A 21,543-nucleotide genomic window follows, 5' to 3' on the forward strand; every position below is an offset into this window, starting at 1 on the left:
GGGAGCGGCCACAGGGGCAGCCACAGGCGCGGCGGCCACAGGGGCGGGGGCGGCAGCGGGGGCAGCGGCGCCGGTCCTCTCAACGGAGACATTGTAGACCTTGCCGTTGACGGTCACATTGTAATTCATAGCTTCTTTTCCCCTTTACATTTTTTTGGTCCGGCCGACAGCACAGCTTCCGGCCAGGCACAGCTTTGCGGTCCCCTTCCCGCCCGCACAGGCGGGAGGAGGACCGAAATTGGAAACATTATACCATTTTTTCCGGAGAAGTGTCAAGATAACTTTAGACAGGCTTCACAGAAATGAACTCTTTTTTTACAGCATTACGCACTGTAGGGGCCGACGACCTCGGCGGCCCGTCCTTCCAGGGTCTGCGAGGGCTCCTGTGAAACGGCGCGCCGGGTCGTCGCGCCCTACGGAATCAAAAATTACAGCACGTCGGCGAAGGCCTGGATGGCGGTGCTGGCCTGGCCGAAGTCCCGCATCTGCTGGTCCACGCCCAGCTTGATGTGGGGGATGCCGGCGGCGTCCAGCGCCTTCTTCAGGTAGGGGTACTCCATCTCCTCAGGGTCGCAGAACTGCTGCATGAACAGCACCAGTCCCTGAGCGCCCGAGTCCTTCACCAGCTTGACCACGAAGTCGGCCCGGCGGTTCTGGCTGGAGTTCTCGTCGTAGAGCAGGATATCGTAATCCTGGTCGGCGAACTGCTGGGCCAGGGCCATCATGGGGTCGCCGGTCTCGGCGGCGTCCACCCGGATCATGCGGCTCTCGTGGGCCACGTCGTCGGCGGCGATGGCGATTCTGTTGTCGTCAAAGATCTGGAGCAGCTTGGGATTGTCGCAGATGATGCCCGAGGTGATGATTTTGCAGCCCTTCCAGTCGCAGGGGGGCAGCGCCTTCAGCTCGGCGTTCAGGGCCTCCAGCTTGGCGGTGTGGTCGTCCTTAATCATGAACCAGGCGGCCCGGAGCACGGCGGAACGGCTGACGGCGGACACCACATCGGGGTGCTCCCCGGCCAGCTTGACAAACTCCCGGCGGGCGGCCCGGCTGCGGTTATAGACCTTGATGGCGGTGCGCAGGGCCTCGTCGGTGATGGTGTTCCCGGAGATTTTCTCCAGCTCACTCTTCACGTGCTGGTACTGGTCCATGGTGAACTGCAGGCCGAAGGCGGGCTTGCGCTGCTGGGGATGGGCCAGGAAGATGCAGGGCAGCTTATCCTTCATGGCCACCCGGAAGTTCTGGCTCATGGGGCGCAGGGTGTCGCAGATGGTGGGGGTAATCAGGCCGTCCAGGTCGTCCAGGGTGCCGTCCAGCAACATCTCCAGGGCCAGCTGAGCGATGGTGCAGTAGAAGGTGGCGCAGTACTCCTTGGCCAGGGAGATGGTCTTCTTGTTGCTGCCCCAGATGCCCATGGGCACCATACCGGCGGCGTAGACCAGCTCCTCGGGGGCATAGTAAGGCAGAACACCGATGACCTTTTTGCCCTCGGCCTTAAAGGCCTGGATCTGGTGGTGCGGGTGCTCGGAAACCTCCGCAAATTCCTTCAGCAATACTTCAATGCTCATCCCTTAGCCCTCCTTCTTGTCCGCGTTGGCTTCCATGGCCTCGACCAGGCCCTGGACACGGGTCTCGTACTGGGCCTCATTGAAGTTCCGGGGGTCGGCCTGGTCGCCGTCGAAGCCGGCGCAGGGGATGCCCAGGTCCTCGGTGAAGCGGCGCTGCATCTCGGCCATATAGCCCGACCAGGGCTTGCAGGAGCGGTTGTAGTGGACCAGCACGCCGTCCACCTTGTTGTCCTTGCAGATACCCTCACGCCAGGACACGCCCTGCTCAATGCACACCGAGTTGGGGGCCTTGTAGTAGGCCCGGACCATCTCGTCCATATTATTGTACACAAAGCCGAAGGCGGGGGCGTACACCACGGCGGTGACGTTGACGCCGTGCTCCTTCAGGGGCTTGAACAGGTTGGGCAGCTTGGGCCAGCAGGGGATGCCCTCGAACATGACCCGGTACTTCTCAGGGAAGGGAGTGGTGGTCTTGCCCACCTTCACGGCCTCGGCCAGGTCCTTCTCCAGCTGCTCGAAGGCCTCGGCGGCCTGAACACGGCCCCGGGCGGTGACCACGTCGGCCATGTGGTTGAACAGGTCGAAGCCGGAGTAGGGGGCGGGCTTGTACTGGAGGTAGTCGCACACCCGCAGCCAGGCGCTGGCGGTGCGGTTGGCGTTCTTGCAGGCCTCGTTAAACTTCTCCTCGTCGAACTTCCTGCCGGTGAGCTCCTCCAGCTGCTTGATGGCGTGGTCGAACTGGGCCCGGACATAGGCCACGTTGGTGTCGTGGACGTCCACGGTGTTGTTGTAGGGGATGTCGATCATAATCAGGGGCACGTTGCACATACGGGCGATGTTCTCATACCACTTGGTCATGCAGTTGCAGATGTTGTTGCAGCACAACACGAAGTCGGGCTGAGGCATGCGCATCTGGCGGTAGGGCTTGATGGCCTCCCGGCGGAAGTTCTTGTAGGCGATCTCCTTCTCGGTGGTCTCGGGCAGGGCCTCGATCTCGTAGATGTCGTCCAGCACGGTGTAGGGCTGCATGGTCTTGGGGTCCTTGACCGGCTTGCCGTCCTCGCCCATGACCACCTTGCCGTTCTCGTCCTTCAGGGGGCGGCCGCTGGCGGGGTTGATGACGTACTCCAGGGTTTCGGGGTCGAACTTGCGGGAGGCCCGCTTGCCCGCGGCGTAGGCCAGGGAAATGCGGGCGTAGCCGCAGATATCGTTGTCGTAGCCCAGCTCCTCGGCGGCCTTGCACATGATCTCGCCGTCACGGTTGGCGGCGATGCCGGCGGCCTGGTTCTCGGGATACATCACGTTCAGGCCGAAGGCCTCGGCCAGCTCGCAGGGGAACTTGGAGCTGGACCAGCCCACCAGCTTGCCCTGTTTTTTGGCCTCCCGGGCGTCGGCATAGACGTCCTCGACCACCTTGCGCAACGCCAGTACGCCGGGGCTAACTTCTTTTGCCATGGTAAATTCCTCCTAACTGAATTTTGTTGTGAGGTTTTATGGGTTTCCCGTAGGGGCCGACGACTCGGCGGCCCGTTCTCACGTTCCTCCACAAGGGTCCGGAAACGGCGCGCCGGGTCATCGCGCCCTACATGCAGGCGGACGATATCCGCCCTTAGATTTTCGTTACAACCGGCTTCCCGTTTTCGTCCAGAAGGACTGTAAGTCCTCCAGCATACCCGTCATGATGCCAAAGATAGTTCACACCAGTCTGGGTATCCACCCAGATTTCCGTTTTAGACATAAAACCTCTGCCTTGCTTGTAGACCCTTTGAAAACGATCCATTCTGGCTGCTCCTTTACTTCTGGGCCTTCAGGTACTTCTGATAGGCGAACAGGGCGGCGCCCAGGGCTCCGTTATACTGCGTCAGGGGCGAGGTATGGATCTCACGGCCCAGGGCCTCCTGGAGGGCGTTGACTACCCCGGTGTTCTGGGCCACGCCGCCGGTCATGACCACCTGGTCCTGCACCCCGATGCGGTGGGCCAGGCCCGCCACGCGGCTGGCCACCGACTGGTGGATACCGTTGATGATATCACATTTGTCGGTGCCCATAGACAGCTGGCTGATGACCTCGCTCTCGGCAAAGACGGTGCAGGTGGAGCTGATGCCCACGTACTTGGTGGACTGGGCGCCCAGGGTACCCAGGTCCTCCACGTCCACCTCCAGCACCCGGGCCATCACGTCCAGAAACCGCCCGGTGCCGGCGGCGCACTTGTCATTCATCTGGAAGTTGGTCATTACGCCGTTTTCCACCCGCATGACCTTCACGTCTTGGCCGCCGATGTCGATCACCGTCCGTACCTCCGGGAAGAGGAAGCCCGCCCCCTTGCCGTGGCAGCTTAGCTCGCTCATTTGGTCGTCGGCGAACTCCTCCAGGGAGTTGCGGCCGTAGCCGGTAGCTAGGATGAAGGACATCTCCTCCCGGGTCCTGCCGGCCTCGGCCAGCACCTGCTCAATGGCCCGCTGGGGTCCGCTGGTTCCCGCCCCCACGTCGATGAGGGACTTGGCCACAATCTCCTTGCCGTCCTCCAGCATGATGCACTTGGACGCGGTGGAACCGATGTCAATTCCCAGGGTGTAGATACTCATAGGCTTCGATTCTCCTTGTGATTCTTGTGACGCTGTGTAGGGGCGGATATCATCCGCCCACATACACATGCATACCTCCTGAGACAGGCGGATAATATCCGCCCCTACTAGAGAGGTGCGTCCGTAGGGGCCGACGACCTCGGCGGCCCGTTCTCACAGGCCTCCGCAAGGGTCCGGAGACGGCGCGCCGGGTCGTCGCGCCCTACACGAAAGCTTACTTATGCCCGTCCTCGTAGTCCTTGATGGTGCGCGGCAGCAGCATCTGGTGGAAGGGGCAGATGGAGGCGGGATTCTGGTAGCAGGAGTCGGCGAAGGCCACGATGTAGTTGCGCATCATGGGCATATCGACAACCTCGTCCACCAGGCCGGCCTGGGCGCAGAACAGGGGCTGGGACTTCACGTTGTAGTCGTCGATGAGGGCGTTCATCTTGTCGATGGTGGGCTGGAGGTCCTTGCCCGCCTTCTGATCCTTAGCCAGACGGCCGGTGTACATGGCGTTGGCGGCGGTCTTGCCGTTCATGACGTTGATCTCAGTGGCCGCGGTGCCCAGGGAGAAGGCGTTGTTGTCGTTGCCCTGGGGACCGCCCAGGACATAGTGGGCGGCGGCGGTGCCCCGGCGCAGAGTGATCTCCATCATGGGCAGGCCGGAGGACTGGATGGAGTAGATCAGGGACTGGCCCAGGCCCAGCAGCTCGGCGACCTCGGCGTCGTCGCCCACGTCGATGCCGGTGGTATCCTGAATCCACACCATGGGCAGGCGGTCCCGGGCGCAGAGGGTGACGAACTCGTTCATCTTGATGAGGCCCTGGCGGTACAGCTTGCCGCCCGCACCCATAGCCTGACCGTACTTGGCCATCTTATACTCGGGGTAGTTGGGGAACACGCCCTGCTGGTTGGCCACCACGCCCACCAGCAGGCCGTCCACCTTGGCGATGCCGGTGATCATCTCTGGGCCATAGCCCTTCTTATACTCCATGAACTGGCTGCCGTCGAAGAGGCGGCCCAGGACGGAGTACATGTCGTAGGGGCGGTTCTTGTTGTTCAGCACCAGGTCGTACAGCTCCACGTCGGACATGGCGGGAGACTGGGGGGTGTCCACCCGGAAGAACTCCAGGTCGAAGGTGGGCAGCATGTCAACATACTTCTTGATGCCGGCGATGACCCCCTCCTGCTCGGTGTACACCTCGCGGAAGAAGCCGGTCTCGCCGTAGTGGATGGAGACGGACCCGGGAGGATCGGCGCGCAGGCCCTTGGTGGCCTCGATCTGAGCCAGAGCGGCCTCCATGTCCACATGGGGCTTGGGGTTCATGCCGCCCACGATGCCCGCGCCGCCAACGGCCATGTTGGCCTTCTGGTGGGCCACCAGCACGGTGGGGGAGATGGAGTGGTAGCCGCCGCCGGCGGGGTTGGTGCCGTGAATGCCCACGATGACGGGGATGCCCATCTGGTTCAGCTCAGAGTTGCGGTAGAAGGGGGTGCCGCCGCCCCGGCGGTTGGGGTACACCTTCTCCTGCTTGTCCAGCTCCACGCCGGCGCACTCCAGCAGGTAGATCAGGGGGATGCGCAGCCGCTTGGCGGTGTCGCTGCCCCGGAGCAGATTGTCGGCCTGGCCGGGCACCCAGGTGCCGGCGTGCTTCTTGTTGTCGGAGGCGATGATGCAGCACCACTTGCCGTTGACCCGGCCCAGACCCTTGACGATGGAGGTGGAGCCGTTCTTGTTGTGCTCGGGGTTATACAGGCTGTTCAGAGGGCACCAGGTGCCGGCGTCCACCAGCAGGGAGACCCGCTGCATGGCGGTGAGCTGGCCCTTGGCGTTCATGTCCTCGTCGGCCTTGCCGCTGGACAGGGCGTCTACAATATGAGCGTGGATGTCGTCCTCAATGGCCCGCAGCTCGTCCACGTTCTCCTTGTTGGCCTTCACGGCCTTGCCCACCACGGGCATGTTCTGGAAATACCGGGGCATGGAATAATTACCCAATGTAAACTCCTCCTAAATGTTTGTTCGATTTCGTATACGTCCCCCTCCGTCTGGCCTTCGGCCAGCCGCCTCCCCCATAAAGGGGGAGGCTTTGGGCCGCACTCCTCTTGGCTCCCCCCTTGTGGGGGAGCTGTCGGCGAAGCCGACTGAGGGGGCGGGGCGGCGCAGAGGCCGCCCCCTACTCAGCCATCAATGGCAAGATTCTCTAAGGTCTCAAAGTCATCATAAAACTCAAAGCTAATGACATGTGATTCATCTAAAGTATGCTCACAGTAAGAAACCTCAGAGGTGTCCAAATCAATTCTTGGCCGCCCCAAGGTTTTTGGCAGTTCGGCCTTGTTCAGCTTTCCGTAAAAACCTTCCAGCGCAGGGAGCATAAAGTCCAAAATCCGGGGCAGATTCTCCTGGTAGCTCTCCGCAAGGTCACGGACCTCCTCATCGCTCAGCTCAGGCTCCTCCTCGCTGACAAACTCGATCCCGTCCACGACCGCCAAGTAGAGTTCCTCGTCTTCACTATACTGAAACATGGCGTGTTCTTACTCCTTGGGAATCTTGATGAAGGCCTGGCCGGGGTCGATCTCCTCGCGGATGATGCGCAGGATCTCCTGGTCGGGGTCGGGGAAAATCTCGGCCTTGGAGCAGTCGATCTCGAAGCCGGTGTTCTCCTGGACGATCTCGGGGGTGACGCCGGGGAACATATAGGCGCAGTACATGCGCTTGGTCTCGTCGTCGAACTTCATGATGCCCAGGTCGGTGACCACCATCTGGGGGCCGCGGTTGCCGGGCAGGCCCACCTTCTCACGACCGCCGGGGCCGTCCATCCAGCCGCAGGAGGTGATGTAGTCGATATGCTCCATGAAGCGGCGCTTCTGGTGCTGCATCATGATAATGGTGTTGCAGTAGGTGGCGATGCCGTTGGCGCCGCCGGAGCCGGTGAAGCGGGTCATGGGCTTCACATAGTCGCCCTTGCCGTAGATGCAGGTGGAGTTCACATTGCCGTAGGGGTCGATCTGGGCGCCGCCGATGAAGGCGATGAGCCGGTCCTCGTCGTGGAGCCACTCGTTGGCCTCAAAGCCGATGAAGCGGACGTTGGGCCACTGGACGGCGCAGTGGGCCATGAAGCGGTTGTCGCCCACAGAGCGGGGGACCTCCACGGGGGAGCAGTCCATCAGGCCGCTCTCCACGATGGGGTGGCAGGAGGGGCACACCACCCGCTTGGCCAGGGAGGCGCCGATGAGGGGAAGGCCGGTGCCCACGATGACGATCTGATTCTCCTTGATGTTCTTGGCGATGGCGTAAGCCTGCCGCTCCTGCTTGGTGATCTTATATTCAGCCATTTCTATGTACCTCCCTAAACTTAGTGGCGGGTGGAGTAGCCCAGGTGGGGCTCATTCTTCAACCGCATCAGGCGGGAACCGCCGATTTTGTCCAGAAGCTCGTCGTGGTCCTTCACGCTGTAGACCCACTTCTCCAGATAGTCCGCAAACGTCTCGGGGACAGCGGTGCCGGCGGCGGCGTCATCGGCGGCCTTCTTGGCTTTGGCGGCGGCGTCGGCCAGCTTGGTGTCCTCGGGCTTGGCGTCGGCGGCCTTCTGGGCCTTGGCGGCGGCCTTGGCCAGCTGGGCCTTGGCGTCCTCGGCGTCCTGATACTTGGAGGCCTTGTCGTACTCCTTCAGGGCGTGGGAGTCGTTGTCATAGTAGTTGTAGCACTGGGAGGGCCAGGCGCCGTAGGGGGCATGGACCACGGCGGAGATGCACTCGCCGAAGATGCGGGTCAGGGTGGGATCGCGGCGGATATACTCGTCGCTCACCAGCTCCTCGCAGGTGACAATCACCTTGCGGGCGGCCACGGCAATATCAACGTCGTGGAACTCGTCGCCCTCGATGATACAGGTGCCGTCGGGGCTGGCCTTCTGCACGTGGATAACAGCCAGGTCCAGCTTGGGGGTGGGCACGGCCACCACCTTCTCACCGGGGTTGAAGGGATTCTCGATCTCCACGCACTTCAGGTCGTCCACCTTGTCCAGCGCCTTGCGCTGCTCCTCGCTGATGCCCCAGTACTTCATCAGGCCGGAGCCCTGCATCAGCCGGACAGGCAGGAAGGGCAGGCCCAGGGAGGCGGCGTGGAGCTGGAGCATGAGCACATCCTGGGAGTAGTCCTCATAGGTCAGCGCGCCCTTCTCGATGGCCGCGCGGAAGCGGCGGGAGACGTTGGTATAGCCCGAGTTGGCGGTGTAGCAGTTGATGTAGGCCTTGACCCGGCCCTCACCAATCAGCATGTCCCAGTCGCCGCCGGCGGGGCCGGCCCAGACGGTGAAGTCCTTCTGGCCCTGGCGCAGGATCTCGTTCACCACGGCGTAGGGCTTGCGGTTAGTGGTAAAGCCGCCGAAGGAGACGCAGTCTCCGCTCTCGACGAACTTCGCCACAGCGTCGTGCAAGGAATATACTTTGTTCATGGTAATACCCCCGTTACAAAAAATTTTTTGGTCTCTTTCTAAATTTTCAAGGTTCCGCAGTGCGCCATTTTACGCTTGTTATTTTACCACAAAATTCTCAAGCGGTCTACCTGTAATTTATCATAAAGTTTGCATATCTTGACCTGGTGTGGTACAATAGGAATCGAGACAAAAGGAGGGATTTCCATGACCAATGTGGAATTTCATCTTCAATTGAATCACAACGAGACCTGGAACATGGGCCGGCTGCACTTTCATGACCACTGTGAGCTCCTCCTCCCCCTGGTCAGCCCGGGGAATATTTTCGTCAGCGACCAGGTCTACCCCCTGCGGCGGGGGACGCTGTACCTCATTGGGGAGAACACCCTTCACCGCACCATCGCAGAGGGCTTTCACGCCCGATACGTCCTCCACATCAGCAAAAAGGCTCTCACCCAGCTGTCCACCCCCCAGACCGACCTGGCCAGGCTGTACAACACCTCCTTCCGCCGGACGGAGCTGAACTCCGAGGAGATGACCGAGGTCATCGAGCTGTTTCAGGCCCTGGAGCGCAACAAAAACGACGGCTCCTTCGGCAGCGACCTGCGGCAGATGATGGCCCTGCTCAACCTGCTCATCCGCCTGGCCCCCATCCTCAACGTGGCCACCGCCGGAGAGTCCATCCACAACAAGGATTTTCTCCGGATTTCCCCTATTCTGGACTACATCCGGGACAGTCTGGACCAGCCCCTCACCCTGGACCAGATCGCCGGGCAGTTCTATATCAGCAAGCACTACCTCTGCCGCATCTTCAAGGCGGCCACCGGCTTTTCCGTCATGGAGTATATTATCTACAGCCGGGTGCTCAAGGCCCGGCAGCTGCTCCAGGAGGGACACAGCGTTCAGGAGGCCGGGGAGCTGTCCGGCTTCTCCGACAACTCCCACTTTATCCGCACCTTCGGCCACCTTACCGGCGTCACCCCCGGAAAGTACGCCAAGGAGTACCAGTCTGGCGACCAGGTCCTCCTCCCCTAAGGCTTGCTTGGAAAATGTCAATACGCCCAAGAGGCGGGTCTTTTTCCGCCACTGTGCATATTTCCATTTTTCAAACAGCGCCCAGCCCTGTTTTATGTCAACATCCGCAAACTACACTTCCCCTGCACTTTTGCCCGGATTTGTACAAATTCCCCAGCCTGAAGCGCAAAAACCGGGAGCGGCGCGAAGCCGCTCCCGGTTTTGTTAATCTCTGGGTCTTCGGTAGAATCTGCCCACCACCCGCTCGGTACGCAGGACGTTGACGAAAGCCTTGGGGTCGGACCGGCGAATTTTCTGGGCCAGCGTGCGGACTTCGCTGTCGTTCACCACGGAGTAGATCATCACGCAGGGCTCCCCGTTATACAGCCCCACCCCCTCGATGAGGGTGGCGGTGTGGTTGGTGTCCTGAATCTGGGCGCAGACGCCCCCGGCGCTCTCCCGCCCGGTGACAACCAACAGGGTGGCCCGCCGGCCATCCGGGTCCAGCGCCCGGACCACCTGAGTGTGGGCATACTGAAACAGCATGGAGTACAGGGCGTGGTCCCAGCCGAAGAGATACCCGGCTATAAGCAGCAAAATCACATTGCCGCAGAAGATGTAGCTCCAGGCGTCCACATTTTTCCGCTCAGACAGGGCAATCGCGATAAAATCAGTGCCTCCGCTGGTCACCCGCACCCGCAGGCACAGGCTGATAGCGAAGCCGTTGATAATCCCGCCGAAGATACAGATGAGCAGGGTGTCCTCTGTGATGTCAAAGGCGGGGACCAGGTCGGTAAAAATACTGGTCAGCACAATGGACAGGCAGGAGTACAGGGTGAACCGCCTGCCCACCAGCTTGTAGCTGATGAAGGCGGGCACCGCGTTCAGGGCCAGATTGACGGGCGCAAAGGGCAGCTCCACTCCGCCAAACTCCAGGGCGCACCGCTGAATCAGGCGGGTGATGCCGGTAAAGCCCCCTGGAAACAGGTCCCCCGCCGAGACAAAGCTCTTGAAGTTCACCGCCACAATCAGAGAGGACAGGGCAATCATCAGCACACGGAGGAAAAACTCCTTCCACTGCGCCTTTTGCTCGACTGGCTTCATGACCGTCTCCTTTCAGCCGTTTACTTCGCCTGTGCCAGGATATCCGCGTTTTTCATAAAGTATTCCACACCGGAGTAGATGGTGGTCAAAACAATGACCGCAATACAAATTTGGTTTACAATCACAGGAATGGGCAGCAGCATCAGGATCACGCAAACCATAGTAGCGGCGGTCTTTACCTTGCCCGACCAGCCGGCGGCAATCACCCGGCCCTTGTCAGCGGCCACCATGCGCAGCCCCGAAACGCCAAACTCCCGGACAATCACCACCAGCAGCGCCCAGGCGGGCATCTGCCCCGCCTCCACAAACCACAGCATGGCCGCGGTGACCAGACACTTGTCGGCAAGCGGGTCCATAAATTTGCCGAAATCGGTGATTTGGTTGTAATGCCGGGCAATATAGCCGTCCAAGGTGTCGGTAATGCTGGCGGCGGCAAAGATGGCCAGAGCCCAGTAGTTGGCATTGGGCACCTGTAAATACAGCACCAGCAGGAAGGCCGGGATCATCACCACCCGCAGAATGGTCAGCTTGTTCGCGGTATTCATCGACTGTCATCTCCTTTTGATTCCCCTATGTCCGGAGTTATTCCTCAATTTCGCCGGTCAGATCTCCGTCGTCAACTCCTGTAATTCTTACATTTACAAATGTCCCCGCCGGCACCAGACCGGCGGCAGTAAAGAGCACCCGGCCGTCGATTTCCACCGAATCAGCGTAGGTGCGGCCCACATAGCAGCCCGCCTCGCTGTCAAAGCCCTCGCAGAGCACCTCCATCACGGTGCCCATCCTGGCCTCGTTGTACTCGTCCATAATGCGGGACTGCAGGTCCACCACCAGCTCCACCCGCCGGGCGGCAGCGTCCGGGTCCACCTGGTCCTCCATGGCGGCGGCCAGGGTGCCCTCCTCCGGGGAAAACTGAAAGACTCCCACTCGCTGGAGCTTCTGCTCCTTCAGGAACCGGCACAGCTCCTCGAACTCCGCCTCTCCCTCCCCGGGCAGACCGCAGATCAGGGAGGTGCGGATCACCACGTCGGGCATGGCGGCGCGCAGCCTGGCGAAGAGCGCCTCCAGCTCCGCCTTGGTGTTATGCCGGCGCATAGCCTTCAGGATGGTGTCATTGCAGTGCTGGATGGGGATATCCAGGTAGTGCGGCACCTTGGGCTGGCTGGCAATTACGTCAATCAGCTCGTCGGTGATGGCCTCCGGATAGAGGTAGTGGAGGCGGACCCAGTGAAAATTAAGTTTACATAATTCTCTCACCAGCTGGGCCAGGGAGGTCTTTTCCGGCAGGTCCAGTCCATAGCGGGTAATGTCCTGGGCAATGACAATCAGCTCCTTCACCCCGGACTCGGCCAGCTTTTCGGCCTCCGCCAGCAGAGCTCTCATGGACCGGCTGCGGTACTTCCCCCGCAGCCTGGGGATGACACAGAAGGCACAGCCGTTGGAACACCCCTCAGCAATTTTCAGGTAGGCGGTGTAGGGCGGCGTGGTCATCAGCCGCTCCCCGTCCTCATAAGTACGGTGGATGTCGCCGAAATATTCCGGCCGCTCCCCTGCCATCAGCTGCTCCACAGCGGACACCACGTCGGTGTAGCTCCCCGTCCCCAGCACTCCGTCCGCCTCAGGCAGCTCGGCGCGGATCTCGTCCGGATAGCGCTGGCTGAGACAGCCCGCCACCAGCAGCTTTTTCAGCCTGCCGGTCTTTTTCAGCTCTCCCAGCTGGATGATGTTGTCGATGGCCTCGCTTTTGGCCGACTCGATGAACCCGCAGGTGTTCAGCACCGCCACGTCGGCCCCCTCCGGGTCGCCGGTGACAGTATGCCCCGCCTTACGGCACAGGGCCATCATCTGCTCGGTGTTCACCAGGTTTTTGGCGCAGCCGAGGGAGATAAACGCAATTTTATATGGCATGATAACGCTCCAATTTCCCAAATTATTTACAATCCCATTACCTGTGTATCTGTACCAGAATAGGTAGGCCAGTCAGGTGTGTAATCCCCGTTCGCCTGATTGCCCCAAAGGGTCCATCCATCCCGTTCCCCTCGGGCAAAGAGCTCCAGATAGGGCCCAGGGCTGCAGGCCTCAATCAGCTCAATCATCTCATCTGGCTTTCGGGAATGCTCACGTTTTTGAGAACGAATGAGATTTACCTGCGTGCGTGCTGGGGCCAGCGTCCTGATATTCCCGCCTCTGACGCCGAAAAGCAGCATTTCTGTAACATTGCGGAAATAGAAGCCTACGCCGCGCCCATCCGGTCCTCCGTCCTTCCGGACCTTCTCCCATATAATATTTGTCTTATACTGAAAGCCCCATGCTTTCATTACCTCCAGCCCCTCCGGAAGCAGCGCATTTGGAACCCACAGATATAAATGGCTGTGCTCCTCCGCAATTTCCGCGACGGGCAGTTGTTTAATATCATTCAGCTTCATCGTTGGATAACGGTTCAGCCGCTTGTGCTCAGGCGCCATTTTCCCCGTGCGGTTTTGAAACTGCCACGGCGGATCAGCTAAGATTGTTTTATATTTTGTTCCTGCGCAAAACTGAATTAAATCATGTTTTTTATGGTATAAAGTGTCTTTTTCTAACATGATAATTCGTCCTTCCAATCAGAGACTGTACCCGGCGTAAGCCCAACAACCAGCAGTGGACAGCCTCCATGCCTGCGCGCATGAATACGGGGTAAAAGCTTTCCCATCCAAGTGGTGCTTGCTCCATATTTCTTTTTCACTTCGCCGCCCAGCGCGGAAAAGATGTCATTCATGGACTCACTGCGGGTAATAATTACACCACAGGTAATAACTCCACACTCGTAAAACGTCCGAAATGCATACAGATCCCGATCAAATGTCTGATCTTTGCTGTTCCACTCCATATCAATGGCAACATTTCCTTTGACATAGTCTATCTTATGTCCGCTGATAAATTCTTTCAATGCAAATTCCTTGTGTATTTCTTTACGCTTCTTACCCTCCAAAAGGCGCACAATCAAATCCCCAGAAATTTCAATCTCTTTCCAGTCCAAAGGACGAAGCAGCTCATTCAGTTTTTTGGGAATATTTGATTCATTTCCGCCTTTTTCTACTATATCATTCACATCAATTTCAAACTCTTCCAGTGTGTGAACAATTTCCGCAAACTCGTCAGGGTAGCTCTGCGTCAATATCTCCAGCGCACTGTTAAAATTGTAGAACTCATATTTTCCGGCAATACTGTCCGGAATTAACTGCTTCCATCGCTCCATCGTTCAGCCCCCATTATTTTCCCCTCTCCAGGTTGGGTCGTCGGTGATGCCCAAGAGGTAGTCGGTAGAAACACGGAAGGTATATGCCAACTCAACCAGCTTGTCAAAGCTGGTCCCACGCTTTCCACTCTCTATCGTACTGATAGCTTTATGAGACAGACCAACCTTCGCTCCCAGTTCTGCCTGTTTTAATCCCAGTTTTGTTCTCTGCTCCAGCACACGGCTGCCAAAAATATTCTGGTTCTCCATAATTACCCCTTGACATGTACCTTTTAGTGGATTATAATTCTACTATCAGGTACAAAATTGGAGGAATACAAATGAACGACTTTATTGCAGACCTCTACTACATCCTCACGGAAGAAATCCAAGTCCCCACCGGGGACCCGGAGTATAAGCGGGCAGTACAAGCATACATGGAACTGGAGGAGGAAGTCAAGGAAAAAATTGGCCTGGACCTGTTATCCCAGTATCAGCGCGCCCACTATCTGGCACACAGCTGGGAAGATGTAGCCGCTTTCTCCTGTGGACTGCGCTTTGGAGCCCGCTTTGTTCTGGAGGTGCTGCATTAGTCCCAGACCTCCATGCCATACCGCCGCAAAGCGTCGCTGATCTCGGGCCAGGAGAACCCCCGGCGGGCCAGCGCGTCGGAGGCTCGCTTAATATCCCTGGGATCGTGACTGCCCTTGAGTTTCTTCTCCAGAAATGCGTCGATGGCGGAGGCGCTGTCCTCCTCCTCGATCTGCTCCAGGGCCTCCTCCCACAGCTCCCGGGGGACCCCCCGGCGGTAGAGCTCGTCCCGGATTTTCCGCTTCCCGTAGCCCTTCCGGGTGTAAAACGCCGTCACCTCGGCGGCGTACTGCCCGTCGTTGAGATAGCCCAGCTCCTCCAGCCAGTCGGCAATCTCCCGGGCCTTTTCCGGCGGGCAGTCCATCTTTTCCAGCGCCCTCACCAGCTCTTTCCGGGAGCGGGTGGTGTCCATCATCATACGCAGGGCATGGGAACGGAAATTCTCGTTCTCGATGGCCTGTAAAAGCCGGTCCGCCTCCTCGTCCAACAGCTCCCGGCCGGCGTAGAGGGCAAAATCCGCGATCTGATTTCTGCTCACCCGCAGGATGGACCCGTCCTCCAGCACCGCAAGCCAGCGGTCCCGGACCCGCTTGGAGGGCTTTAATTCCTCAATAATCATTTATGCCTCGTCCGCCGGGGCGCCGTCGTCGAAGTCGTCGGCGGAGACGTCCACCGCCCGGCCGGCGGCCTTGGCGGCCGCCTGAGACTGCTTGCTCATCAGCTTGAAGGAGTTGGCCCGGACCTGGGCCTCCACATTGGCCGCCGCGTCGGGGTTGTCCTTCAAAAACTGCTTGGCGGCGTCCCGGCCCTGGCCGATACGGGTCTCGCCCATGGAGAACCAGGAGCCCGACTTCTGGATAATGTCCAGCTTGACCGCCAGGTCCACCATCTCGCCCCACTTGGAGATGCCCTCACCGTAGAGGATGTCAAACTCCGCCTCCCGGAAGGGGGGCGCCACCTTATTTTTGACAATCTTGGCCTTGGTGCGGTTGCCGATGATCTCGCCGCCCTCCTTGATGGCCTCGACGCGGCGCACGTCGATGCGGACAGAGGAGTAAAACTTCAGCGCCCGGCCGCCGGTGGTGACCTCTGGGTTGCCGTACATGACCCCCACTTTTTCCCGGAGCTGGTTGATAAAGATGACGATGCAGTTGGTCTTGGCGATGGAGCCGGCCAGCTTGCGCAGGGCCTGGCTCATGAGCCGGGCCAGCAGGCCCACGTGGCTGTCCCCCATGTCCCCCTCGATCTCGGCCCGGGGGGTCAGGGCGGCGACGGAGTCCACCACCACCACGTCGATGGCTCCCGAGCGGACCAGCGCCTCGCAGATCTCCAGCCCCTGCTCGCCGGTGTCCGGCTGGGAGATGAGCATGGAGTCGATGTCCACCCCCAGGGCCCGGGCGTAGGAGGGGTCCAGGGCGTGCTCGGCATCGATGAAGGCCACCTCTCCCCCCCGCTTCTGGGCCTCGGCCACAATGTGCAGAGCCAGGGTAGTCTTGCCGGAGGACTCGGGGCCGTACACCTCGATGATCCGGCCCTTGGGCACGCCGCCGATGCCCAGGGCAATGTCCAGGGACAGGGAGCCGGTTGGGATGGCGTCCACCACCACGCCGGTATTCTCCCCCAGACGCATGACGGTGCCCTTGCCATAGGTCTTGTCCAGCTGGGCAAGGCAGGTCTCCAGCGCCTTCTTCTTGTCGGAGGCCGGCGCGGCCGATTCGATCATAGGTTTCTTCTGTGCCATGTCAATCTTCCTTTCCCGCCGGCGCGTTCCAGGCCTCCGGCTTCTTTCTGTCCCATAAATTACTCTTTTATCTGTCCCATAAAACGGACTTTTTCTAATAACGCTCTTCCGTCCCGCCTGTAGGGCGCGACGACCTCGGCGCGCCGTTCTCTTGAGGGCACCCGCTGTCCGTGGATGACGGAGGGTTTTCCCCTACCGAAATGCACCACGCTTGGGGAAAACCCCCACCCGGCTTCGCCGGGAGCCCCCTTTGCGAAGGGGGCCTTAGCGAGCAGCCGCAGGCCGCCCCTACTCCTCCACCCACTCGTTCCAGTTCTTCATCCAGGGGATGCCATCCCACAGCTTGCCGGTGTGGATGAAGTACTCGATAGCGGTCATCACGGTCTCCTTGTCGGAGGTGGTGTACTCCCGGAAGATGATGGATTGGCCGTCGGAAGCGTCGATGTCGGTCTCTTCATCGGAACCCAGATAGTCCGGGTCATAGGTGGACCACCAGGTTTCCTCCCCAGCCACTCCAACATTTTTGACATATTGCAGAGCGTACAGACCCTTCCCGCTCTCCAACTGCATATAGCTGTCCTCCATATCCGGGTCATCGGCCAGGTAAATATCGCCCCAATCACCTCTGCGCAGTTTTTTTAAGACTCGCTTCAAGCTGTCCGCAGTGAGTTCTTGCGTCTTTCCGTGGCTATAGTATTTTATTCTGATTCCCTCCGGCATTTCCGCTGGGGGCTCACTCACAGGAACAAACTCTCTCCGCTCAACCCAATTTCCCATTGTGCACACCTCTCCAGTTCAATTATTGATGGTCCCCTCCACCACCCGGAGGACCCCCTGGGTGTCGGGGAAGATTTTGATATCCTCATAGCCGTTTTCCGCCAAAATATCCTGCACGGCCTCGGCCTGGCCCAGGCCCACCTCGAAGATCAGGTCGCCTCCCAGGCGCAGGGCGGACTTCCACTTTGCGGCCACCGCCCGGTAGAAGTCAAGGCCGTCGCCGCCGCCGTCCAAAGCCATGCGGGGCTCGTAGTCCCGGACGGACACGTCCAGCCCCGCAATATCACTGCTGGGGATATAGGGCGGGTTGCAGACAATGGCGTCGAAGTCCCAGAGGCTGGAGCTGGGGCTCTCCAGAGCATTGACCGACAGACAGGTGACCCGGGCGTTGAGCTCACACCGGCGGACGTTCTGCTTGCACACCCGCAGCGCCCCCTCAGACAGCTCGGCCAGCACCACCCGGCACTCCGGGGCGTTGGCGGCCACCGCCAGCCCCACGCAGCCGCTGCCGGCGCACAGGTCCAGCACCCGGGTGCCCTCCCCCGACTCCCGGGCCTTGATGATACCCCGCTCAGCCAGCAGCTCGGTGTCCATCCGGGGGATGAGCACGTCCCGGGAGATGTCCAGAGACAGGCCGTAGAACTCCCACTCCCCGATGATGTAGGCCACCGGCTCCCCCGCCAGGCGGCGGCGGACCAGCTCCTCCACCCGCTCCTCCATGGATCCGGAGACATACAGGGACATGTCCCGGTAAAACTGCTCCCGGGTCTTGTCGGCGGCGTAGCAGATGATCTCTCTGGCCTCCAGCTGGGCGGACTCCACCCCCGCCTTCTTCAGCCGGGCCCGCGCGTCCAGGAATAGGTTGTTGTAGGTGGTCGCCATCAAATCACCTTCCAATTATTTGCTTCTCTCGTCCCCCGCAGGGTCAAGGCCCCTTTTGAAAGGGGCTGTCAGCCGCAGGCTGACTGAGGATTGTGTTCGCGAAGCGAACATACAAAGTAAGCAGGATTTTTGAGCACTGGCTTGCTTCGCATATTTTGGCTTCGCCAAAATGCAATCCTCCGTCACGGCTTCGCCGTGCCACCTCCTTTCAAAAGGAGGCTTATCTCTGCCTGGGACGGCTTTTTTACCACGCGTCCGCGCCCTTCTCCTCGGGCAGCACCAGCTCCAGGGCTCTGATGCCCACCTCGATCATGGAGTCGTCGGGCTCGAAGGTGGTAAAGTTTTGCAGCCAGAGCCCTGGCGCGATAAAAATCCGGGTTATGGGGCCGTCATGCCGGCCGGCCCAGCGGTTAATCTCATAGCTGATGCCCACAATAAGGGGCAGCATGGCCAGGTGGGCCAAAAAGCGCAGGAAGGGGTTGCTCACCGGCCAGATGGCAAAGATAATGGTAGATACAAGAATAGAAATGGCGATGACCATGAACAGGAAGCTTGTCCCGCAGCGGGGATGATGCCGTGGCTGCTTCCGGACATTCTCCACCGTCAGGGGCAGGCCGGCCTCATAGCAGAAGATGGTCTTGTGCTCCGCCCCGTGGTAGGAAAAGACCCGCTTCATCTCCCCCATCCGGGAGCACAGGGCCAGATAGGTCACAAAAATCAAAATTTTCAACAGGCTCTCCGCCAGGTTCCGGGCCAGCATAGAGTCGGTGAGGACGGTAATCCCGGTGCCCAGCAGGGTGGGCAGGAGGAAAAACAGCCCGATGGACATGCCAACGCCCAGAATCACCGCCAGAGTGGTAATCAGGGCGGTAAACCTCTCGCTGCCCAGCCTGTCGTTAAGCCAGATCTCGAATTTAGAGGGCTCTTCATCCTCCTCCCCGTCCTCCGGGAAGAACTCAGCGGAGTACATCAGGGCGGTGACTCCGTTATACATAGAGTCGGCGAAGTTGACCACTCCCCGAATCAGAGGCCAGCCCAGGACAGGGTGCTTGTCCTTGATGAATTTCAGCTCCTTCTCCTGGATCTCCAGCTCTCCGTCGCTCTTGCGGACCACCACGGCCTGTTTTTTGGGGCCGCGCATCATAATTCCCTCGATGAGGGCCTGACCGCCGCACATAGTCTTAAATTTGGGGCATTCGCAGTTTTGCTTGGACATTGGTTCAGGTTCTCCTTTGCTTGTTGTTGGAACATATCTCTGTAGGGCGGGACGACCTCGGCCCGCCGCTGATACAGATACCCCGTTAAAAGCGGCGCGCCGGGTCGTCGCGCCCTACGGGCCTCTGCTCAGCTCTCCAGGGGCAGGCGGATGGTGACCAGAAAGCCGCCGCCCTCGGCGTTGCCCACCTCCATAGTTCCCTCGTGGCGGGTGACGATCTCCTCACAGACCGCCAGGCCGATGCCCGAGCCTCTGGCCTTGGAGCTTCCCTTGTAAAACCTGTTTTTCAGGAAGGGCAGCTCCTCCTCCGGGGCGCCGGGGCCGTAGTCCCGTATGCGGATGGCGGCCTCCGCCCCCTCCTTAAAAAGGGTGACATGGATGCGCTTGCCGGCCCCGCCGTGCTTGGCGGCGTTATCCAGGAGGTTGCAGAACACCTGCCGCAGCCGCTCCGGGTCGCCGGAGATGGGCAGCATCTCCTCCGGCCCGTCGGTATACTCCAGGGTGATGCCCTCCTTGCGGAAGAACTCGGTGTAGGTATAGACGGCGTCCTCCAGCTCCGCCTTCAGGTCCAGGGGCTCCACCGACAGGGTGAACCGGCCGTCCTCAATGCGGGAGAACTCCAGCAGCTCCTCCACCATGTTGCCCAGCCGCTTGGACTCAGACACGATAATCTCCATCCCCTTGCGGATGTCGGCGGCGGAGCGGCACTCGCCGTTCTGAATGGTCTCCGCCCAGCCGGTGATGGCGGTGAGGGGGGTGCGCAGCTCGTGGGAGACGGAGGAGATAAACTCGCTCTGGGTCTTCTCCGACTGCCGGATTTTCAGGGACATGTCGTTAATGGCATCGGTGAGCTCGCCGATCTCGTCGTCGTATTTCTTCTCAATCTGGACGCCGTAGCTGCCTCCGGCAATCACCTGGGCAATCTCCGTGATGCCCGCCAGGGGCTCCACGATGGAGCGGACAAAGTACAGGTTGGAGAAATATACCATGGCGAAGATAGCCAGAGCGATGGCGGCAATCACCGTCATGGTAAATACAAACTGCCGGTCAATGTTCGACAGGGAGGTGACATACCGAATCACTCCCACTACCTCCCCCTGATAGATCACCGGGCTGGAGGCGGTGAGAATACGCTCCTTTGTGTCCGGGTCCCGGCCCCGCCAGGCTCTGACGGTGCGCTCGCCCATAGCCTGCTGAATCTCCGGCGTGCTGGGGGTGGAGCCGGCGGTCAGGTCGCTGCCCGAGTACAGCACCGTTCCGGTGGTATCCAGGAACTGCAGCTCCAGCCGGCCCTTGTCCTCATAGCTGCTCACCGCCTGCTGGGCGGCGGCCCGGTAGTCGGTGCGGGTATACATCCGGAAGCCGTTTGCCATAGAGGTGGCCTTCCGGGACAGGTCGTCCTTTGTGCCGTCGTAATAGTAGCTCCACAGCATAGCGGCAAAAGCGCCCACCGCCAGAGCCAGAATCAGAAGGATAATAGCCACGCTGTTCAGCAGCCACCGCCGCCGGATGCCCCGGATTTTTACCTGGTCCTGTAATCTTGTAGGCTTGGCCATCTTCTCTCACCTGCCTCCACTGTAATATCGCTGCCCGCACGTAGAGTACCGCCACTGGGCGCGCCGTCCTATGTAGGATTTCTGTGTGAAACGGTGCGCCCTGCTTTGTAGGGGCGGACATTGTCCGCCCGTTTCTGACACGTCGCTGCGCATTACACGCGGGCGGATGATATCCGCCCCTACAGTCTCTAGCTCCCCCACTTATACCCGTAGCCCCAGACGGTATTGACGAAGGTGGGCTTCTGGGCGTTGTCCTCAATCTTGATGCGCAGCCGGCGGATATTCACGTCCACAATCTTCAGCTCGCCGAAGTAGTCCTTGCCCCAGACGGTATCCAGAATCTCCTCCCTGGACAGGGCCTTGCCCGGGTTCTCCATAAACAGCTTGACAATGGAGTACTCCACCTGGGTTAGCTTGACCCGCTGGCCGTTTTTCTCCAGGGTGCGGTTGCGGGTGTTGAGGAGAAAGGGCGGGTCGCTGATCTCGTCGGGGGACAGGGGGGCCTCGTCCCCGCCGGTGCGGCGGAAGAGGGCGTCCACCCGGGCGGTGAGCTCCGCCGGAGAGAAGGGCTTGGTGACATAGTCGTCCGCCCCGGTCATCAGGCCGGTAACCTTGTCCATCTCCTGGGTCCGGGCGGTGAGCATGATAATGCCGATCTTGTTGTCCATGGCCCGCAGGCGGCGGCAGACCTCAAAGCCGTCGATGCCGGGCAGCATGATGTCAAGGAGGGCCACCTTGATATCCGGGTTGGCCCGGACGGCCTCCAGGGCATCCTCGCCGGTGCCCGCCTCTACAGTCTGATAGCCCGCCCGCTTCAGGTTGATGACGACAAAGCTGCGAATATTTTCCTCATCCTCCAGGACCAGCACTTTTCTCATATGGT

General features: G+C 60.0%; 23 protein-coding genes and 1 pseudogene. 2 read left to right on the plus strand and 22 right to left on the minus strand.

The window, feature by feature from the left end; all coding sequences use genetic code 11:
• The 9 genes and pseudogenes from D1641_RS19520 to D1641_RS14145 form a co-directional block, all read right to left on the minus strand.
• Window positions 1–129, minus strand: a pseudogene (locus D1641_RS19520) (acetyl-CoA carboxylase biotin carboxyl carrier protein subunit); the annotation flags it as partial.
• A 299-nt stretch (window positions 130–428) separates the two neighbouring features.
• Complete coding sequence (hgdB, locus tag D1641_RS14110) at window positions 429–1,565, minus strand: (R)-2-hydroxyglutaryl-CoA dehydratase subunit beta (protein WP_160666776.1); 1,137 nt, start codon at window positions 1,563–1,565, stop codon at window positions 429–431.
• Between the two features lie 3 nt (window positions 1,566–1,568).
• Entirely contained in the window at window positions 1,569–3,020 is a 1,452-nt protein-coding gene (gene hgdA / locus D1641_RS14115) for a (R)-2-hydroxyglutaryl-CoA dehydratase subunit alpha (protein WP_160666778.1), read from the minus strand.
• A gap of 154 nt (window positions 3,021–3,174) precedes the next feature.
• Entirely contained in the window at window positions 3,175–3,345 is a 171-nt protein-coding gene (locus D1641_RS14120; RefSeq protein ID WP_160666780.1) for a DUF6440 family protein, read from the minus strand.
• Between the two features lie 13 nt (window positions 3,346–3,358).
• Window positions 3,359–4,150: a (R)-2-hydroxyglutaryl-CoA dehydratase activase HgdC gene (hgdC, locus tag D1641_RS14125; protein WP_160666782.1), complete on the minus strand. Its 792-nt coding sequence runs from the start codon at window positions 4,148–4,150 to the stop codon at window positions 3,359–3,361.
• A 214-nt stretch (window positions 4,151–4,364) separates the two neighbouring features.
• Window positions 4,365–6,113 (minus strand): carboxyl transferase domain-containing protein, encoded by a 1,749-nt coding sequence (locus D1641_RS14130; protein ID WP_347707439.1) that lies wholly within the window; start codon window positions 6,111–6,113, stop codon window positions 4,365–4,367.
• 197 nt (window positions 6,114–6,310) lie between these two features.
• Window positions 6,311–6,655 carry a hypothetical protein gene (locus D1641_RS14135; protein ID WP_160666786.1) on the minus strand — a complete coding sequence of 115 codons (345 nt, stop codon included), beginning with the start codon at window positions 6,653–6,655 and terminating at the stop codon, window positions 6,311–6,313.
• A gap of 9 nt (window positions 6,656–6,664) precedes the next feature.
• Window positions 6,665–7,465 carry a glutaconate CoA-transferase subunit B gene (gene gctB, locus D1641_RS14140; protein ID WP_160666788.1) on the minus strand — a complete coding sequence of 267 codons (801 nt, stop codon included), beginning with the start codon at window positions 7,463–7,465 and terminating at the stop codon, window positions 6,665–6,667.
• Window positions 7,466–7,485: 20 nt separating this feature from the next.
• Window positions 7,486–8,583 (minus strand): CoA transferase subunit A, encoded by a 1,098-nt coding sequence (locus D1641_RS14145; protein WP_160666790.1) that lies wholly within the window; start codon window positions 8,581–8,583, stop codon window positions 7,486–7,488.
• A 186-nt stretch (window positions 8,584–8,769) separates the two neighbouring features.
• Between D1641_RS14145 and D1641_RS14150 the strand changes: the two genes are divergently transcribed.
• Window positions 8,770–9,597, plus strand: coding sequence for an AraC family transcriptional regulator (locus tag D1641_RS14150; protein ID WP_160666792.1), 828 nt, complete (start codon window positions 8,770–8,772; stop codon window positions 9,595–9,597).
• Between the two features lie 204 nt (window positions 9,598–9,801).
• On the opposite strand, the gene D1641_RS14155 is transcribed toward D1641_RS14150, so the two are convergent.
• Genes D1641_RS14155 through D1641_RS14180 form a run of 6 tightly spaced genes read right to left on the minus strand, consistent with a single transcriptional unit; the run spans window position 9,802 to window position 14,167 of the window.
• Window positions 9,802–10,680, minus strand: a complete 879-nt coding sequence (locus D1641_RS14155; RefSeq protein WP_160666794.1) for a YitT family protein — start codon at window positions 10,678–10,680, stop codon at window positions 9,802–9,804.
• 20 nt (window positions 10,681–10,700) lie between these two features.
• Window positions 10,701–11,225, minus strand: coding sequence for a CDP-diacylglycerol--glycerol-3-phosphate 3-phosphatidyltransferase (pgsA, locus tag D1641_RS14160; protein ID WP_160666796.1), 525 nt, complete (start codon window positions 11,223–11,225; stop codon window positions 10,701–10,703).
• 37 nt (window positions 11,226–11,262) lie between these two features.
• Window positions 11,263–12,588 carry a 30S ribosomal protein S12 methylthiotransferase RimO gene (gene rimO / locus D1641_RS14165; RefSeq protein ID WP_160666798.1) on the minus strand — a complete coding sequence of 442 codons (1,326 nt, stop codon included), beginning with the start codon at window positions 12,586–12,588 and terminating at the stop codon, window positions 11,263–11,265.
• A gap of 26 nt (window positions 12,589–12,614) precedes the next feature.
• Window positions 12,615–13,265 (minus strand): MT-A70 family methyltransferase, encoded by a 651-nt coding sequence (locus tag D1641_RS14170; protein ID WP_160666800.1) that lies wholly within the window; start codon window positions 13,263–13,265, stop codon window positions 12,615–12,617.
• Window positions 13,259–13,918 carry a BglII/BstYI family type II restriction endonuclease gene (locus D1641_RS14175; protein WP_160666802.1) on the minus strand — a complete coding sequence of 220 codons (660 nt, stop codon included), beginning with the start codon at window positions 13,916–13,918 and terminating at the stop codon, window positions 13,259–13,261. The genes D1641_RS14170 and D1641_RS14175 overlap by 7 nt, the downstream gene beginning before the upstream one ends.
• Window positions 13,919–13,921: 3 nt before the next feature.
• Window positions 13,922–14,167 carry a helix-turn-helix transcriptional regulator gene (locus tag D1641_RS14180; protein ID WP_160666804.1) on the minus strand — a complete coding sequence of 82 codons (246 nt, stop codon included), beginning with the start codon at window positions 14,165–14,167 and terminating at the stop codon, window positions 13,922–13,924.
• A gap of 71 nt (window positions 14,168–14,238) precedes the next feature.
• Between D1641_RS14180 and D1641_RS14185 the strand changes: the two genes are divergently transcribed.
• The gene (locus D1641_RS14185; protein ID WP_160666806.1) at window positions 14,239–14,490 is read left to right on the plus strand and encodes a DUF6809 family protein; all 252 of its coding nucleotides are present in this window, start codon (window positions 14,239–14,241) and stop codon (window positions 14,488–14,490) included.
• Here the strand turns inward: D1641_RS14185 and D1641_RS14190 are convergent.
• The 7 genes from D1641_RS14190 to D1641_RS14220 form a co-directional block, all read right to left on the minus strand.
• Complete coding sequence (locus D1641_RS14190; protein WP_160666808.1) at window positions 14,487–15,107, minus strand: regulatory protein RecX; 621 nt, start codon at window positions 15,105–15,107, stop codon at window positions 14,487–14,489. The genes D1641_RS14185 and D1641_RS14190 overlap by 4 nt on opposite strands.
• The gene (recA, locus tag D1641_RS14195) at window positions 15,108–16,229 is read right to left on the minus strand and encodes a recombinase RecA (RefSeq protein WP_160666810.1); all 1,122 of its coding nucleotides are present in this window, start codon (window positions 16,227–16,229) and stop codon (window positions 15,108–15,110) included.
• A 288-nt stretch (window positions 16,230–16,517) separates the two neighbouring features.
• Window positions 16,518–16,883, minus strand: coding sequence for a hypothetical protein (locus D1641_RS14200; protein WP_160666812.1), 366 nt, complete (start codon window positions 16,881–16,883; stop codon window positions 16,518–16,520).
• Window positions 16,884–17,024: 141 nt separating this feature from the next.
• Window positions 17,025–17,888, minus strand: coding sequence for a peptide chain release factor N(5)-glutamine methyltransferase (gene prmC, locus D1641_RS14205; RefSeq protein WP_160666814.1), 864 nt, complete (start codon window positions 17,886–17,888; stop codon window positions 17,025–17,027).
• A gap of 244 nt (window positions 17,889–18,132) precedes the next feature.
• A complete protein-coding gene (locus D1641_RS14210) occupies window positions 18,133–19,104 on the minus strand; it encodes a DUF1385 domain-containing protein (protein ID WP_160666816.1) in 972 nt (323 codons plus the stop codon).
• Between the two features lie 128 nt (window positions 19,105–19,232).
• Entirely contained in the window at window positions 19,233–20,660 is a 1,428-nt protein-coding gene (locus D1641_RS14215) for a HAMP domain-containing sensor histidine kinase (protein WP_160666818.1), read from the minus strand.
• Window positions 20,661–20,848: 188 nt separating this feature from the next.
• Window positions 20,849–21,538: a response regulator transcription factor gene (locus D1641_RS14220; RefSeq protein ID WP_160666820.1), complete on the minus strand. Its 690-nt coding sequence runs from the start codon at window positions 21,536–21,538 to the stop codon at window positions 20,849–20,851.
• Window positions 21,539–21,543 lie beyond the last annotated feature (5 nt).

This window comes from Colidextribacter sp. OB.20, assembly GCF_009911595.1.
Taxonomy (GTDB): Bacteria; Bacillota; Clostridia; order Oscillospirales; family Oscillospiraceae; genus Lawsonibacter.

Coding starts and splice junctions, on each gene's coding strand:
- D1641_RS14190 (WP_160666808.1), bottom strand. CDS start 15,107: ATGATTATTGAGGAATTAAAGCCCTCCAAGCGGGTCCGGGACCGCTGG.
- D1641_RS14185 (WP_160666806.1), top strand. CDS start 14,239: ATGAACGACTTTATTGCAGACCTCTACTACATCCTCACGGAAGAAATC.
- D1641_RS14180 (WP_160666804.1), bottom strand. CDS start 14,167: ATGGAGAACCAGAATATTTTTGGCAGCCGTGTGCTGGAGCAGAGAACA.
- D1641_RS14150 (WP_160666792.1), top strand. CDS start 8,770: ATGACCAATGTGGAATTTCATCTTCAATTGAATCACAACGAGACCTGG.
- hgdC (WP_160666782.1), bottom strand. CDS start 4,150: ATGAGTATCTACACCCTGGGAATTGACATCGGTTCCACCGCGTCCAAG.
- D1641_RS14130 (WP_347707439.1), bottom strand. CDS start 6,113: ATGCCCCGGTATTTCCAGAACATGCCCGTGGTGGGCAAGGCCGTGAAG.
- D1641_RS14170 (WP_160666800.1), bottom strand. CDS start 13,265: ATGTTAGAAAAAGACACTTTATACCATAAAAAACATGATTTAATTCAG.
- gctB (WP_160666788.1), bottom strand. CDS start 7,465: ATGGCTGAATATAAGATCACCAAGCAGGAGCGGCAGGCTTACGCCATC.
- recA (WP_160666810.1), bottom strand. CDS start 16,229: ATGGCACAGAAGAAACCTATGATCGAATCGGCCGCGCCGGCCTCCGAC.
- D1641_RS14175 (WP_160666802.1), bottom strand. CDS start 13,918: ATGGAGCGATGGAAGCAGTTAATTCCGGACAGTATTGCCGGAAAATAT.
- D1641_RS14145 (WP_160666790.1), bottom strand. CDS start 8,583: ATGAACAAAGTATATTCCTTGCACGACGCTGTGGCGAAGTTCGTCGAG.
- hgdA (WP_160666778.1), bottom strand. CDS start 3,020: ATGGCAAAAGAAGTTAGCCCCGGCGTACTGGCGTTGCGCAAGGTGGTC.
- D1641_RS14210 (WP_160666816.1), bottom strand. CDS start 19,104: ATGTCCAAGCAAAACTGCGAATGCCCCAAATTTAAGACTATGTGCGGC.
- D1641_RS14215 (WP_160666818.1), bottom strand. CDS start 20,660: ATGGCCAAGCCTACAAGATTACAGGACCAGGTAAAAATCCGGGGCATC.
- D1641_RS14155 (WP_160666794.1), bottom strand. CDS start 10,680: ATGAAGCCAGTCGAGCAAAAGGCGCAGTGGAAGGAGTTTTTCCTCCGT.
- prmC (WP_160666814.1), bottom strand. CDS start 17,888: ATGGCGACCACCTACAACAACCTATTCCTGGACGCGCGGGCCCGGCTG.
- hgdB (WP_160666776.1), bottom strand. CDS start 1,565: ATGAGCATTGAAGTATTGCTGAAGGAATTTGCGGAGGTTTCCGAGCAC.
- D1641_RS14220 (WP_160666820.1), bottom strand. CDS start 21,538: ATGAGAAAAGTGCTGGTCCTGGAGGATGAGGAAAATATTCGCAGCTTT.
- D1641_RS14120 (WP_160666780.1), bottom strand. CDS start 3,345: ATGGATCGTTTTCAAAGGGTCTACAAGCAAGGCAGAGGTTTTATGTCT.
- pgsA (WP_160666796.1), bottom strand. CDS start 11,225: ATGAATACCGCGAACAAGCTGACCATTCTGCGGGTGGTGATGATCCCG.
- rimO (WP_160666798.1), bottom strand. CDS start 12,588: ATGCCATATAAAATTGCGTTTATCTCCCTCGGCTGCGCCAAAAACCTG.
- D1641_RS14135 (WP_160666786.1), bottom strand. CDS start 6,655: ATGTTTCAGTATAGTGAAGACGAGGAACTCTACTTGGCGGTCGTGGAC.